The 13,225-nt window shown below is 67.4% G+C and carries 13 protein-coding genes and 3 tRNA genes; 9 read left to right on the top strand and 7 right to left on the bottom strand.

Annotation, left to right across the window (positions count from 1 at the left end):
* The first annotated feature begins 120 nt into the window (after positions 1-120).
* The 4 genes from FS388_RS04775 (at position 121) to FS388_RS04760 (ending at position 4,712) form a co-directional block, all read left to right on the top strand.
* Positions 121-1,431 (top strand): endonuclease/exonuclease/phosphatase family protein, encoded by a 1,311-nt coding sequence (locus FS388_RS04775; protein WP_146340207.1) that lies wholly within the window; start codon positions 121-123, stop codon positions 1,429-1,431.
* A 53-nt stretch (positions 1,432-1,484) separates the two neighbouring features.
* Positions 1,485-2,534: a hypothetical protein gene (locus FS388_RS04770; protein WP_146340205.1), complete on the top strand. Its 1,050-nt coding sequence runs from the start codon at positions 1,485-1,487 to the stop codon at positions 2,532-2,534.
* A gap of 88 nt (positions 2,535-2,622) precedes the next feature.
* On the top strand, positions 2,623-3,576 hold the full coding sequence (locus FS388_RS04765; protein ID WP_146340203.1) for a glycerophosphodiester phosphodiesterase family protein: 954 nt from the start codon (positions 2,623-2,625) through the stop codon (positions 3,574-3,576).
* An 80-nt stretch (positions 3,577-3,656) separates the two neighbouring features.
* Positions 3,657-4,712 carry a universal stress protein gene (locus FS388_RS04760; protein WP_146340201.1) on the top strand — a complete coding sequence of 352 codons (1,056 nt, stop codon included), beginning with the start codon at positions 3,657-3,659 and terminating at the stop codon, positions 4,710-4,712.
* A 94-nt stretch (positions 4,713-4,806) separates the two neighbouring features.
* Here the strand turns inward: FS388_RS04760 and FS388_RS04755 are convergent, their stop codons facing one another.
* The 3 genes from FS388_RS04755 to FS388_RS04745 form a co-directional block, all read right to left on the bottom strand.
* Positions 4,807-5,781, bottom strand: a complete 975-nt coding sequence (locus FS388_RS04755) for a C40 family peptidase (protein ID WP_146340199.1) — start codon at positions 5,779-5,781, stop codon at positions 4,807-4,809.
* Between the two features lie 594 nt (positions 5,782-6,375).
* Positions 6,376-7,110 carry a hypothetical protein gene (locus FS388_RS04750; RefSeq protein WP_146340197.1) on the bottom strand — a complete coding sequence of 245 codons (735 nt, stop codon included), beginning with the start codon at positions 7,108-7,110 and terminating at the stop codon, positions 6,376-6,378.
* A gap of 366 nt (positions 7,111-7,476) precedes the next feature.
* Positions 7,477-7,842, bottom strand: coding sequence for a metallopeptidase family protein (locus tag FS388_RS04745; protein ID WP_146340195.1), 366 nt, complete (start codon positions 7,840-7,842; stop codon positions 7,477-7,479).
* A 100-nt stretch (positions 7,843-7,942) separates the two neighbouring features.
* On the opposite strand from FS388_RS04745, the gene FS388_RS04740 reads away from it, so the two are divergent.
* The 4 genes from FS388_RS04740 to FS388_RS04725 all read left to right on the top strand — a co-directional run bounded on the left by FS388_RS04740 (position 7,943) and on the right by FS388_RS04725 (position 9,073).
* A tRNA-Glu gene (locus FS388_RS04740) sits at positions 7,943-8,015 on the top strand.
* Between the two features lie 72 nt (positions 8,016-8,087).
* A tRNA-Asp gene (locus tag FS388_RS04735) sits at positions 8,088-8,164 on the top strand.
* Between the two features lie 18 nt (positions 8,165-8,182).
* A tRNA-Phe gene (locus FS388_RS04730) sits at positions 8,183-8,258 on the top strand.
* 170 nt (positions 8,259-8,428) lie between these two features.
* Complete coding sequence (locus FS388_RS04725) at positions 8,429-9,073, top strand: DUF4282 domain-containing protein (RefSeq protein WP_146340194.1); 645 nt, start codon at positions 8,429-8,431, stop codon at positions 9,071-9,073.
* A 55-nt stretch (positions 9,074-9,128) separates the two neighbouring features.
* On the opposite strand, the gene FS388_RS04720 is transcribed toward FS388_RS04725, so the two are convergent.
* Together FS388_RS04720 and nadE are read right to left on the bottom strand one after the other, a co-directional pair.
* Positions 9,129-9,932 carry an exodeoxyribonuclease III gene (locus FS388_RS04720; protein ID WP_146340190.1) on the bottom strand — a complete coding sequence of 268 codons (804 nt, stop codon included), beginning with the start codon at positions 9,930-9,932 and terminating at the stop codon, positions 9,129-9,131.
* 13 nt (positions 9,933-9,945) lie between these two features.
* A complete protein-coding gene (gene nadE, locus FS388_RS04715; protein ID WP_146340188.1) occupies positions 9,946-10,776 on the bottom strand; it encodes an ammonia-dependent NAD(+) synthetase in 831 nt (276 codons plus the stop codon).
* Positions 10,777-10,884: 108 nt separating this feature from the next.
* Between nadE and pyrE the strand changes: the two genes are divergently transcribed.
* Entirely contained in the window at positions 10,885-11,445 is a 561-nt protein-coding gene (pyrE, locus tag FS388_RS04710) for an orotate phosphoribosyltransferase (RefSeq protein ID WP_146340186.1), read from the top strand.
* Positions 11,446-11,455: 10 nt separating this feature from the next.
* On the opposite strand, the gene FS388_RS04705 is transcribed toward pyrE, so the two are convergent.
* Positions 11,456-11,989 (bottom strand): GNAT family N-acetyltransferase, encoded by a 534-nt coding sequence (locus tag FS388_RS04705; protein WP_210410235.1) that lies wholly within the window; start codon positions 11,987-11,989, stop codon positions 11,456-11,458.
* Between the two features lie 23 nt (positions 11,990-12,012).
* A complete protein-coding gene (locus FS388_RS04700) occupies positions 12,013-13,206 on the bottom strand; it encodes a MalY/PatB family protein (protein ID WP_146340184.1) in 1,194 nt (397 codons plus the stop codon).
* Between the last annotated feature and the right edge of the window lie 19 nt (positions 13,207-13,225).

The following is a 13,225-nucleotide window of genomic DNA, read 5'->3' as shown; positions in this document are numbered from 1 at the left end:
ACGGTGCGGCCGGAATGTCCGCGGCATTGGGAGAACAGGAACGTCACGGCTTTATAACATTTCTTCAAATCTTGAGAAGCGGGGTTGGCACCCTGAGCCGACCTGGTTACCGTGGTGGGCATGCCTGAAGGCTCTACTGCTCCTGCGCGCCGTTTTCGAGGGATATGCGCCGCCAGCACCTCTGCTGCCGCCGTCGCGGCCCTCACATTCGCGGCCGCTCCGGCAGCTCACTCGTCGCCCGCCCCGGACGCGTCCTACGCAGCCGCGCTGACGCCTCTGTACCCCACACCTGGCCAGCCTGCCTCCAGCGAGCCCGGCTCCGAGGCTGAGGTGACTGCTGTGCCCAACGAGGAGGACGGTCTCCGCGTCGCGACTCTGCACGCCGGGCTCACTGCTTCGAACCCCGAAGGCAGCGATCCCCTCGACAGCCTCATCAGCGACCTGGCAGGCGGGAACCACGGCCAGGCGAGGACCTTGGCCGAGACCGTCCAAATCAATGAGCCGGATGTGCTGGTCCTCACGGGGGTCAGCCACGACGAGGACGGCCGCATCGCCGAGATCCTGCAGAACCAGTACTTCGCAAGCGGTCAGAACGGGCAGTCCAGCAAGCACTACCCCCACGTGTTCACGGCGCCCACGAACTCGGGTGTGGACTCCGGCGTGGATCTCGACGGAGACGGAACCGTCGGAGGCTCCGGTGACGCCATGGGGTACGGCTCCTACCCGGGCCAGGAGGGGATGATCATCTTCTCCAAGGAGCCGCTCGACACTGACGGTGCTCGCACTTTCCAGGAGTTTCTGTGGAAGGACATGCCCGGCTCCTCCCTCTCGGACGAGGGCTTCACACAGGCGGAGGAGTCGATCCTGCGGCTGGCTACAACGAGCCTGTGGGACGTTCCCGTGCTCGTCGAAGGTCATGAGCCCATTCATCTCATCGTTTCGGCGACCGCGGCTTCCGACGAGCCGGGCACCGCGGATCGGGCTCGGTCCGAGGACTTCGCTCAGGTTCTGGCGGACTACGTGTCCTCTGAAGCCTGGTATCTGTATGACGACGAGGGAGTCGAGGGCGGGCTGCGCCCCGGTGCTCAGGCCATCGTCGTCGGGGAGCCGTTCATCCATGAAGATGCCGGGGCCGAGAAGCTGATCAGCCACCCGGCGCTGGAGGACCCCGAGCCTGAAGCGGTCACCGACACCGACGTGAGCGAACGTCCGGGCGAACCTTCGCAGACTGACGAGACCGCCACCCGGTGGGTGAGCGGCGGAGAGGACCTGCGAGCGTCCTTCGCCGTGCCCTCGAAAGGGCTGAGCTTCATCCAGTCAGGCGTCTTTTGGCCGGGAGACGGCGAGTTCGGTCATAGGACGGTGGACCCCACCGCCTCGAACGCCCTCGACGACCGCCTCGTCTGGCTGGATGTCCACGCCCCGCACTGAGAACGTCCGGGGTGGGGTGACTCCCCAGCTGGGCGGCCCGTAGACTTCCGGGCATGGCCTCGATGAGCATCATCCCCTCCGGCGGCTACGACCCCCAGGATCACCCGCCGGTCCCCAGCAGGTCGCCGAGCACCAAGCAGGGCGCCGGCTCTGTGCTGCGCAGCGCCGCCGGCGGCTACGCGGCGGCCAAGGGGCTCAGCATGGTCTCCCGCAAAACATTTTCCGAGGACGGTCGTCTCACACCGACAGCGGAGGAATGGCTCACACGAGCGGTCACCGTTCAGCGGCCCGTCGTCCTGGCCAACCTGCGCCGCCTCCGGAAAGCGCACCCCACCCACACCAACCGGCAGCTCGCCCATGAGCTCGACCGAGAGTTCAAGCGCACCCTCACCGGCTCCGGGGCGGCAATCGGTGCCACAGCTGCTGTTCCAGGAGTGGGCACTGCGGCTGCGCTGGGCATCTCCGCAGCCGCTACAGGGGGCTTTCTGGAGCTGTGCGCCCTCTACGCCCAATCCATGGCAGAACTCTCGGGAATCACCACCGAGGACCCGCAGAAGGCCAAGCTGCTGGTCATGGGCGTGATGCTCGGCGATGACGGCCGCAAACTGCTGGCTGAGCTCAACGCTCAGGCCGGCGGCAAGGGAGCCGGGCCGATCAGCTCCATGGTTCCGCTGAGCTCATGGGGGTCAGCCTCCGCGGGCTCCTCGACCATGGGCAATCTGGTCGCCAACCAGCTGAAGCGGCAGTTCCTGAAGCGATTCTTCGTGCGCCAAGGCTCATCCATGTTCGCCCGCGCCATACCGTTCGGCATCGGCGCCGCCGTCGGTGGGCTCGGCAACCGTGCCCTGGGCTCACGAGTCATCGACAGTGCCCACAAGACCTTCGGCGAGCTGCCGGAGGGGACGCCCGCCGCACTCGTAGCGGACTTTCGGCGGGGGCTCGAACGCGATAAGCACCGGGCCGAACGCCGGGAGCGGCGCCAGCGCAGGAAGGCGCTGAAGGCCGAGGGTCGGTCGGAGCGTGCCCAGCGCAGAGCGCTGCGCGCAGCAGAGGCCGAGTCCGACGACGAGGACGGCCAGGAGCTGCGAGAAGTCGGGTCCTAGACCGGTTCACCCACTGTTCACCTGACGTTCTGTCCGGGTTTCACCCGCTGCCCCTCCCCGGTTGATTTCATCGCCTTGCATAGGGGGTGTGACGACAGGCCTCTTCAGCGCACAGTCCACAGCCCCCGCCTCCGCGCCGACCAGGCGACGCGCGCAGATCTTCGCCCACCGCGGTGCCTCCGGAGCATTCGCCGAGCACACGCGCGCCGCCTACCTCCACGCCCTGGCAGAAGGAGCCGATGGGCTCGAGATCGATGTGCATCTCACCAAGGACGGCCAGGTGGTCTGCTTCCACGACGAGACTCTGGACCGAACCACCGACGCCCGAGGCCTGGTGGCGGAGCGGACCCTGGCTGAGCTTCGCCGACTCGACGTCTGCAGCTGGAAGACCTCAGCGATTCCCGCCGAGTACGGCGGGCTCCGCAGCCAGCTGATGACCCTTGGGGACACTCTGGAGCTGCTGCTCACTGCTGGTCGAAGCGTGCGCCTGGCCATCGAGCTGAAGCATCCGTCGCCCTTCGGCCATCAGCTCGAAGATCACGTCCTCCGTACGCTGCTGTCCTACGGGTGGGATCCCGAGACGTCTCGCATAGGCGTGAAGGAGGGGCAGGCCGTCGAAGTGTCCTTCATGAGCTTTCACCCGGGGTCCCTCATGCACCTGGCTGATTTGGTGCCGGCGGAGAAGCTGTGCGCCCTGTTCGCCCCGGTGACATCCGAGGACGTCGGTGCTCGCGCGGGACGCACGCCCCTGGGTACGGCATTCAGGCCCCTGATCTCCGCAGTGATGCGCGGCGCTGTCAAGGACGCCGAGGCGCTGGTGTGGAACAGGCAGGTCGGCATCGCGGGCCCGGGGATGAGCTTCGTGCGCGCGCACCGTGCTGAGGCCAAAGCCTGGATCGCCCGGGGCGCGCACCTGCGCGTGTGGACCGTGGATGAGCCCGAGGACGCGCAGCTCCTTCTGTCGCTGGGGGTCCAGGAGCTGACGACGAACTTTCCGGGTCGGATGGTCAATGAGGTCTCGACGCAGGCGAGCTTCAGCTGAGAGCTGGGCCATGGCTTCCTGCCGGGCCGGATCCTCTCCGCGTAGAATGAGGAGACCGTACTCAGTGAGGGAGGTCACTCATGACGGATGCACGTGGGAGCACGAGCCCCAGCGGCGCGGTGGTGGTGGGAGTGGACGGCTCGGAGCAGTCTCTGCGCGCCGCGCACTGGGCCGCCGCCGAGGCCTACCGACGCGGCCTGCCGCTTTCGGTGCTGACCGCATACTCGATGCCGGCCTTTGCCGCCTCCTCCATGGACGGCGGCTACGCCATGATGGATGACTCCGGCCTGCGCGCCGGAGCTGACGGCGTCATCGAGCAGGCCAGGGAGTTCCTCCGGGACTACCCGGCCGAGGTGACCTACCGCGTCGAATCGGGGGATCCCTCGACGGTGCTCCTCGAGGAGTCGCGGACCGCTGAGCTGGTCGTGATCGGCACCCGAGGCCGGGGAGGGTTCCTCGGCCGGCTGCTCGGCTCCGTCTCGTCAGCGCTGCCCGCGCACGCGCAGTCGCCGGTCGTTCTCGTGCCTCTGCAGTTCTCGTCGCAGGCAGAGAATGCCGTGACCTCGGCAACCGGGGCCATACCGATCGTCTCCGAGTCGGACGGCCCAGGGGCTGCTGCGCCGGCAAGCCTGGTGGAGCAGGGCGCCAAGCCCATCCGTGAGCGGGACCCGCGGCCGGTGATCGCAGGAGTGGACGGATCCGACTACGGCCGAGTGGCCGCACTGACCGCCGCCCGAGAAGCGTCTGAGCGCGGCACCACGCTGAGGCTGGTGTGCGCACTGCCGCCCGTCAGCGCCATCACCATGTGGGCTCCTACTCACATCGACGATGCTGAAGCGATCGAGGAGCTGAGGGGCAAGCTCTACGCCGGCGCGCTCTGGCTCAACTATCACTACCCGTCGCTGCACATCGACTATGAGGTCCAGTCCGGCACGTCGGTGGACGTGCTGGTCGATCAGACGCGCCATGCTCAGCTCACCGTCCTCGGCACTCGGGGCCGCGGAGGATTCGCCGGCATGCTGCTGGGCTCCACATCCCAAGGCGTGATCCAGCGTGCGGCCGGCCCGCTGATGGTGGTGCCGGAGAACTCCGATCGTCGCATTGCTAACCGCGATGAGTTCGGGCCCGTTCTATAGGGGGGGGGCTCTGAGCCCATATCGCACGCCAGACGCAGGTGGGCCCCGGGGATATGACATCCCCGGGGCCCACCTGCGTGGTGAGGCTCTGGCGTCAGCCCACGCGCTGACCGTGGGAGGCGCCGCCGAACATGCGACGTTCGGTCACACCGGAGGCCGGAGTGCCAGCGTCGAGGATCATGCCGCCGCCGGCGTAGACGGCCACGTGGTAGGCGCTTCCGCGGCCGCCCCAGAAGACCAGGTCCCCGGCCTGCAGGTCACTGATGGAGACGGTGGTCCCCACCGTGGACTGCTGAGCGGCGGTCCGGGGGAGGCTGATCCCTGCCGCGCGGAAGGCTGCGGTGGTGAAGCCGGAGCAGTCGTAGGCGGTCGGACCGTTGCCGGCGTGCCGGTAGAACACACCGGGGGTGTTCACGATGCTGCGTGCCGCACTGACCGCCGCGGTGGCGCCCCCACCCGGAGCGGGCGCTGAGGCCGGGGTCGCACCCGAGCCGGAGCTGGTCGAGTTCGAGCTCGGGGAGCTGGACTGGGTGGGGCTGCTGGACGTTGACGGGCTCGAGCTGGATCCGGAGCTGCTGCTCGAGGAGCTGGAGCTGCCGTGGCGGGACTCGAGCATGTTCACGTGCGAGGTCATCGCCACCTGCGAAGCACGGCCGCTCGAGTCCGTCAGCGCATCGTTGTTCAGCACCGCTCGGTAGTAGTCGCTGCCTGAGCCGGAGAAGTTGGGCTCCAGCTCCGCGCCTCGTTCCATCAGTCGGCGCAGATCGCCGCTGAGGTTCCCATAGGAGGGGATCGATGGAGCGGACGAGGAGCTGGAGCTGCCGCTCGAGGACGAGCTCGAGCTCGACGACGAGCTGGATGAGCTGGAGCTGCTCGACGAGGAGCTGCTGCTCGATGAGGAGCTGGAGCTGCTGCTTGAGTTCGACGAGGAGCCGGATGAGCTGCTGTTCGACGAGGAGCTCGTCTGGGACGGGCTCGGTGTCGAGGACGGGGTGGGTGACGCGTTGGATTCGAGGTAGCGCACGTGGTCAGACATGGCGTCGAAGTTGAACGAGCCGTCTGAGGACATGAACGTGTCGTTGCTCTGCGCCAGCGTGTAGTAGTTCGAGGCGCTGGAGATGTTCTCGAGCTCTGCGGCCTCGGCCAGCAGGTCCCGCTGGCTCGATGAGAGCTGGCTGAACGGTGCGGGGCCGGGCGTGCTCGCTCAGTGGGAGTGGACTCCGCCGTGGGGGTGGGCTCCGCAGGGGGTGGGCTCAGCTGTTTCGCTGGGCTCCTCAGTGGGAGTCGGCTCTTCGGTGGGCGTCGGCTCCGCAGAGGGGTGGGCTCCGCTGTTTCGCTGGGCTCCTCAGTGGGAGTCGGCTCCTCGGCAGGCGTTGGCTCTGCGGATGGGGTGGGCTCAGCTGTTTCGCTGGGCTCCTCAGTGGGAGTCGGCTCTGCGGATGGGGTGGGCTCAGCTGTTTCGCTGGGCTCCTCCGACGCTTCCTCCTCCTCCTCATCTTCGGAGGATGCGGCTTCCCCTTCCGCATCCTCCGAAGAGGTGTTGGACGCGGGCTCAGCCTGCACGTCCTCGTCGCGGACCTCGGCCTGCTCTGCCTCGGCGCGCAGCTGCTGCACGCGGAAGGCCAGGGCCTGATAGTCCACATCGCCGTCGTCGTCGAGGAAGTCAGGAATTGCCGAGGACCATCTCGTAGAACTCTTGGAGCGAGTAGCCTTCGCCCTCGAGCTCGTGCAGAGCCACCATCTGGCGGTGGACGTTGGCGCCGAGCTCCTCCACGTCCTCGACGGTTGAGCTGCTGCTGGTGTCGACGCTGGCCTCGGCCTCGCGGGCCTCCTCCGCCAGGCGCTCCGCCTCAGCCTCGGCCTCGCGGGCCGTCTGCTCAGCGGCGACGGCGTCAGACTCGGCGCGGTCCTCGAGCTGCTGGTCCGTGGCGTCGTCGGCCAGAGCGTGTTCGTCACCAAGGAGGACATCTGCGGCAGAGGTGTCGTCGTCCTCAGTGTCCTCTACGGCCATGGCGGCCTCGGCCTCGGTCCGCGCCTGCTCAGCGGTCTCCTCGGCCTCCTCCGCAGCGGCGAGGCGTTCAGACGCCTCAGCCTGCTGGCGCATCAGGTTCTGCTCCAGCTCGTCAGCGCGAGCGCTGGCCTGGTCGATGCGGCCGGCGATGTCAGCGATCATGCGGTCGCTGGCCTCGCGGTCGCTCTTGGCGCCGGAGATGTCGTCGACGGACGGGTTGGCGGGCAGGGCCGTGGTGGTGCCGCCCTCGACGGTGCCGCCCTGCTCCTGCTGCTCGGCTGCACTGTTGGTGCGGTCGGCGACAATGTCGGGCAGGGTCGTTCCGACCAGGGCGGTGGTCACGATCACGGCGGTGACGGCCGCCACCGCAAGATTACGGTTGTTCACAGCAGTTCCTCACTTTGTTCCTCGGGCGCAGCGGGGCTCCAGGTGGGGGCCGGGTCGGCACAGAGCGGATGAGGGTGAGCGATGGGAAGCTCCTCATCCGGTGTCGAGCGATGGGAAAGCTCTGAACCGGTTGGGTCCTGTCGTGGTGCTGCTCCGCTCACGTTAATTGCGAAAAGGTCACGACGACAAGGTGTGTCGCTTTTTCTGTGATTGAACTGTGAGCCCTAGATCCGCATGGTGACGCGGATCTAGGGTCACAAATCAGTCTCGATGAACCTTCAAGCTACTTGAAGGTTGGCCATTGCCCAGGTTTGTCACAGGCCTGTGCTAGGCGGAGTCATGCGCTGGGGGCCGCACTGTGAGGGCTCAGCCCCAGCCCAGGCGGTGCAGGGTCTCGTCGTCGATCCCGAAGTAGTGCGCGACCTCGTGCACCACGGTGATGCGAACCTGTTCGACCACTTCTTCGCGGCTGCTGCAGATGCTCAGAATCGGCTCCTTGTAGAGCGTGATGCGGTCGGGCATCGCCCAGGGGGCCTCCCCGCGCTCCGTCAGAGGGATGCCCTCGTAGAGTCCGAGCAGCGTGGTCTCCGGGTCCTCCCACGGCTCTGGGGTGTAGACGTCTTCGACGAAGACCGCCACGTTGTCGATCTTCGAGGCGAGGCGCTCCGGAATGGACTCCAGTGCGACGCCGACGGCCTCGTCGAACTCCTCGTCTGACATCGCAGGGACCATGTCCCCACTCTAGGGGCGTCGGCACTGATTTGATGCGGCTGCGCCGGAGCGACTATTCTTATCAGGTCCTCATCGTGGGCTTTCGAACGCGATGGAGCAGGCCCCCATCGTCTAGCGGCCTAGGACACCGCCCTTTCACGGCGGCGGCACGGGTTCGAATCCCGTTGGGGGTACGGATTGGCGTTGCAGGCAAAGCACTGGTAACGTTCTTCCTCGGCCGTCATGGCCGGTACAACTGAAAATATGGCCCTGTGGCGCAGTTGGTTAGCGCGCCACCCTGTCACGGTGGAGGTCGCGGGTTCAAGTCCCGTCAGGGTCGCCAGGCATCGGATTCAGTGAAGGCTCTGTAGCTCAGTTGGTAGAGCGTTCGACTGAAAATCGAAAGGTCACCGGATCGACGCCGGTCGGAGCCACCAATCCGGTGTCATAGATAGCCCCCGTACTCTTCGGAGTGCGGGGGCTATCTGCGTCACAACCGAGTGTGCTCTCGTCTCTTGGGCTCGGGGCTGAAAGGATGAGCCTCAGACGGCTGACAGAGCCGTTCAGCCGATCGTGCTGACCCCACTGTGCAGAGGCAGGACTCTTCATGACTCAGCCCCCTCAACCGCCGGAGCCCCACGGACCGGAGTCCGAAGGCGCAGACCCGCATCCCCCGGAGCCGGCCGAACCGCATCGGCCCGAGCCCAACGAAGCTCACCGGCCCGATCCCGCCGAGCCGCACCGGCCGGAGCCGGCCGCTGCTGAGCACCAGGCGCAGGGGCCCACGCCCCCGCGTCCGCCCTACCCGGGCCCGCCAGCGGGCGGCGGGGGGTATCAGCCCCCGTACCAGCCGCCGACCGGCCCCGGCGGAGGCTCGGACGGGTCAGGAGAGCCGCGTCGGGACCCGGCCCGCCGCAAAGGGTTCTTCGGTGCCCTGTTCGACCTGACGTTCCGCAGCTTCGTCGCGATCAAGTTCGCGTCGTTCATCTACGTGATCCTGCTGGTCGCCATCGCCATCGGCTGGATCATCGCCATGATTGCGACGCTGGTGCTCACAGTTGCTGTCGCCCAGGAGAACGGGGTTCTGGCCGTCCTGATGTTCCTCGGCGGCGTCATCGGCGGGACCATCTGGTCTGCCGTGCAGCTGATCGTTCTGCGCGTGGTTCTTGAGTTCATGATCGCTGCCATCCGTACAGCGGAGAACACCGGAATCGCCGTCGACGAACTGGAGCGGCTCAACGCCCGCAGATGAGGCGAGGAGGACGCGGCTGCGGTCCGTGTGAGGCCGCGCCGCGTACTGCCCGCGGTCAGCTGAAGTCTGCGATCACCGGCGCATGATCGCTGGCACCCTTGCCGCGTCGCTCGTCCTTGTCGATGAACGCGTCTGCGGCACGGTCCGCAAGTGCGGGGGAGGCGAGGAGAAAGTCGATCCGCATGCCCTGCCTCTTCTGGAAGCGCAGGCTGGTGTAGTCCCAGAACGTGTACGCCCCGGGCCCCGGAGTGTAGGGGCGGGCCACGTCCGCGTAGCCGGCGTCCAGGAACCCCTGGAACGCGGCGCGCTCCTCGTCGGTGACGTGGGTCAGCCGGTTCTTCTCAAAGAAGTCGATGTCCCACACATCCTCATCCTCCGGCGCCACGTTCCAGTCGCCGGCCAGGACGATCTGCGCGTCGGGCGTCTCCGTCAGCCAGGCCTCGGCATGGTCGCGGAGGCGGTCCAGCCAGCCGAGCTTGTAGGTCATGTGCTCGTCGTCGCGCGAGCGGCCGTTGGGGACGTAGAGGGACCACACCCGCACGTCGCCGCATGTTGCAGCGATCGCCCGGGCCTCCTGAACCGGGTCCTTTCCCGCCTTCCCGAAGGGGGGCTGGTCGGGGAAGGTCCTCTCCACGCCCTTCATGCCCACGCGCGAGGCGATGGCGACGCCGTTCCACTGGTCGTAGCCGAAGTGGGCCACGTCGTAGCCGTTGTGCTCGAAGACCTCCCACGGGAAGTTCTCGTCCTTGCACTTGGTCTCCTGGATGGCCAGAACATCTACGTCCTGGCGCTCCAGAAACTCCTCGACCCTGTCGGCCCGGGCCCGCAGCGAATTGACGTTCCATGTAGCGATGCGCATCGCCAGAACGCTATCAGGACTCGGACTTCCACCACTGGTCGGCGATCGTGACCGGCTCTGTGCGCTTATGGCGCGTCTTCAGCCACTGGTTCTCGAGCCGGGCTGCCGTCTCCGCGGAGACCTCGCGGCCCTCCAGATAGTCGTCGATCTCGTCGTAGGTGATGCCGAGCTCCGTCTCGTCAAGCTGTCCTGGGCTGTCGTCCAGCAGATCGGCGGTGGGAGCCTTGGTGTAGAGCCTCTCCTCCGCGCCCAGGTGCTTCAGGATCTGCCTGACCTGCCGCTTGTTCAGCGTGAACAGGGGGGCGACGTCCACGCCGCCGTCCCCGTACTTGGTGAAGAAGCCGGTGATGCCCTCGGCCCCGTGATCGGTGCCGACCACCAGAGCGTTGTTCTCGCCGGCCACCGCATACTGGGCCACCATGCGCAGGCGCGCCTTGACGTTGCCTCGGTGGTAGTCCTTCAGGGGTCGGCCGTGGCCCTCGGCGAAGGCCGCATCCATCCCGGCGACGGCCTGTTCGATGTTGAAGGTGTGCAGGCGGTCCGGGCCGATGAATCCGAGCGCCCGCTCGGCGTCCTCCTCATCATGCTGGACCCCGTGTGGGAGCCGCATCGCATGGAAGGTCGCCTCATACCCGTCCTCGCGCAGCTTCTCGACGGCCAGCTGGCACAGTCGTCCGCCCAACGAGGAGTCCACCCCGCCCGAGATGCCCAGCACCAGGCCGTCCGCTCCCGCGGCCTTCACGTACTCAGCCAGGAACGTCGTGCGGCGCAGCACCTCCTCGGTGGGGTCGATCGTGGGGCTGACGCCCATCTCTTCCAGAATCTGATTCCGCAGATGACCCATACTGCGCAGTGTATCCGGGGCTTCGTGACCCAGATGTGAATGGCGGCTGAACGCCGCCTTGACGGAGGGCGCGCACAGTCCCGGCACGACGGATCATAGGATGCCTGTATGACTTCTGCTGCTGACCGCGACCGTCTCAACGAACTCATCCGCGACCTCGCCGTGGTGCGCGGTCGGGTGACCCTCTCCTCGGGCAGAGAGGCCGACTATTACGTCGACCTGCGCCGCGTCACACTCCACCACGAGGCCTCCGGCCTGGTGGGCCGGGTGATGCTGAACCTCCTCGACGAGGCGGGGATCGACGTCGACGCCGCAGGAGGGCTGACGATGGGTGCGGACCCGGTCGGAACGGCTCTGATGCACGCCGCGCGGGAGCAGGGCCGCAGCGTGGACGCGTTCGTGGTGAGGAAGCAGCAGAAGGACTACGGAATGGGGCGCCAGGTGGAGGGCCCCTCAGTGGAGGGTCGCCGAGTGGTGGTCCTGGAGGACACCTCCACCACAGGAGGCTCGGCGCTGACAGCAGTGGAGGGAGTCCGCGCAGCGGGCGGCATCGTCCAGGCTGTGGCCGTCATCGTGGACCGGGCAACCGGGGCCGGGGATCACATTGCGCAGCAGGCGGATGTTCCCTATCTCTACGCCTACACCAAGGACGACCTCGGCCTGGAGTGAGCACCCCGCCTCAGCGCAGGGGGCGCTGGAGCAGGTATGTGCCCAGCGTCCTGCCGTGCTTGACGTCGACCTGCGGCAGGTGGCCGACGGGACGGAAGCCCAGCTTGGTGTGCAGGGCGAACGACGCCTCACTCTCCTCATCGGTGAGCACGCCGATCATCTGCTGGTGCCCCGCTTCGGCGCAGCGCTCGATCAGAGCGCTCAGGAGCGCGGTTCCGACGCCGCGGCCGGCGGCAGCAGGACTGAGGTAGATGCTGTCCTCAACCGTGATGCGGTGCTCGGACTTCGGGCGCCACCAGTCCGCATAGGCGAAGCCGACGATCTCGCCGGGCGCCTCGTCCGCGCTCTCCGCCTCCGGGTGCAGCTCGGCCACGAGGAAGGGCAGGCCGTCCTCCCGCATGCGCTCCATGCGCACCTGCCAGTCAGCGGCGGTCGGTGCCCGATGCGTGAAGGTGGCCAGAGTGCTGAGCACATAGTGCTCCATGATGGTCGCCGCAGCGTCGAGGTCTGCGGTCTGCGCGTCGCGGATGATCGGTTCAGTCACCCTGCAGAGGGTAGCCGAGAAGCTCAGCCGAGCGCCCGGCCGATGCGCTCTGCGGCCTCGGTGAGCGTCGACTGCGAGCACGCGAAGTTCAGCCGGGCGTGCCGTTCGCCGCCGGTGCCGAATCCGTGCCCGCCGCTCAGCGCCACTCCGGCCTCCGCGAGCAGGTGCCGCGCGGGGCCCTGGATGGGCGATTCGGTGCCGCCCGTCGGCTCATCCGTCTCGAACCCGTAGGCGGAGAAGTCCAGCCATGCCAGGTAAGTGCCCTCCGGCATCGTGTGGCCGACCTGCGGCGCGTGCTTCTGGAGCAGCTCGCTGAGGAGCCTGCGGTTGGAATCCAGCCCCGTCAGCAGCGAGTCCAGCCACGGTCCGCCCTCGCTGTAGGCCGCTGTCTGGGCGAGCACTCCGAGGTGGCTGGGCCCGTAGGCGATTTCGGAGGGCAGGTTCTGCAGCTCGCCCACGGCGTCGTCGCCGGCGATGAGGAGGCCTGCCTTCGCGCCCGCCAGGTTCCAGGCCTTGGACGCGGACATGAGGGACAGGCCCGCAGGATCCACCGTCAGGTACGGCGTGAAGCTGTGCTCGTCGTAGACCAGGGGCGCGTGGATCTCGTCGGCGACCACCCGAACTCCGTAGGAGTGGGCGAGCTCCGCGACCTGCTCGAGCTCCTCGCGGGTGTGGACCACGCCGGTCGGGTTCTGCGGGTTGCAGAGCAGCATGGCCGCGCTGCCGCCCGAGGTGCGCAGGTTGAACGACTCCTCCAGCATCTCGAAGTCGATGCGTCCGTCGGCTCCGAGCGGGGCCTCGACCACGCGCAGTCCTCCGGAGGAGGGATATTTGAAGAACGGCGGATAGACCGGCGAGTTCACGATCACGGTGTCCGCCAGTTCGGTGATCAGATGCAGCGCGTTCACCACGCCGCTCATCACATCGCGGACGGGGCGCACCTGGGATGCTGAGACCTCCCAGCCCCACCGCTGCGCTGCGAATCCGCAGAAGGCCTCCACGAAGGGTGCGGTGGTGGGGTAGCCGGTGTCGCCGATCTCCACCGCACGGCGCAGCGCCTCGGCGACGGGCTCGGCAAGAAGGGTGTCCTGCTCGGCCACCCAGAGCGGAAGCACGTCGTCGCCGAACACCCGCCACTTCGCAGACCGGCGGTGGCGCAGCTGCTCCAGGGAGAGCTGCTCAAGCGGGTTGTCAGGAGATTCTGCTGTCTGGCCCATGCGTTGAGCGTAGTACGCT

Source organism: Nesterenkonia sp. NBAIMH1, assembly GCF_007922635.1.
Classification (GTDB): Bacteria; Actinomycetota; Actinomycetes; order Actinomycetales; family Micrococcaceae; genus Nesterenkonia; species Nesterenkonia pannonica.
This window is presented reverse-complemented; position numbering and strand designations above follow the sequence as displayed.

Excerpts from the sequence above, each read along its gene's own strand:
- FS388_RS04725 (WP_146340194.1), top strand. The coding sequence starts at position 8,429 with ATGACTCAGCCCCCTCAACCGCCGGAGCCCCACGGACCGGAGTCCGAA.
- FS388_RS04720 (WP_146340190.1), bottom strand. The coding sequence starts at position 9,932 with ATGCGCATCGCTACATGGAACGTCAATTCGCTGCGGGCCCGGGCCGAC.
- FS388_RS04770 (WP_146340205.1), top strand. The coding sequence starts at position 1,485 with ATGGCCTCGATGAGCATCATCCCCTCCGGCGGCTACGACCCCCAGGAT.
- FS388_RS04745 (WP_146340195.1), bottom strand. The coding sequence starts at position 7,842 with ATGGTCCCTGCGATGTCAGACGAGGAGTTCGACGAGGCCGTCGGCGTC.
- FS388_RS04775 (WP_146340207.1), top strand. The coding sequence starts at position 121 with ATGCCTGAAGGCTCTACTGCTCCTGCGCGCCGTTTTCGAGGGATATGC.
- nadE (WP_146340188.1), bottom strand. The coding sequence starts at position 10,776 with ATGGGTCATCTGCGGAATCAGATTCTGGAAGAGATGGGCGTCAGCCCC.
- FS388_RS04700 (WP_146340184.1), bottom strand. The coding sequence starts at position 13,206 with ATGGGCCAGACAGCAGAATCTCCTGACAACCCGCTTGAGCAGCTCTCC.
- FS388_RS04755 (WP_146340199.1), bottom strand. The coding sequence starts at position 5,781 with ATGTCCTCAGACGGCTCGTTCAACTTCGACGCCATGTCTGACCACGTG.
- pyrE (WP_146340186.1), top strand. The coding sequence starts at position 10,885 with ATGACTTCTGCTGCTGACCGCGACCGTCTCAACGAACTCATCCGCGAC.
- FS388_RS04760 (WP_146340201.1), top strand. The coding sequence starts at position 3,657 with ATGACGGATGCACGTGGGAGCACGAGCCCCAGCGGCGCGGTGGTGGTG.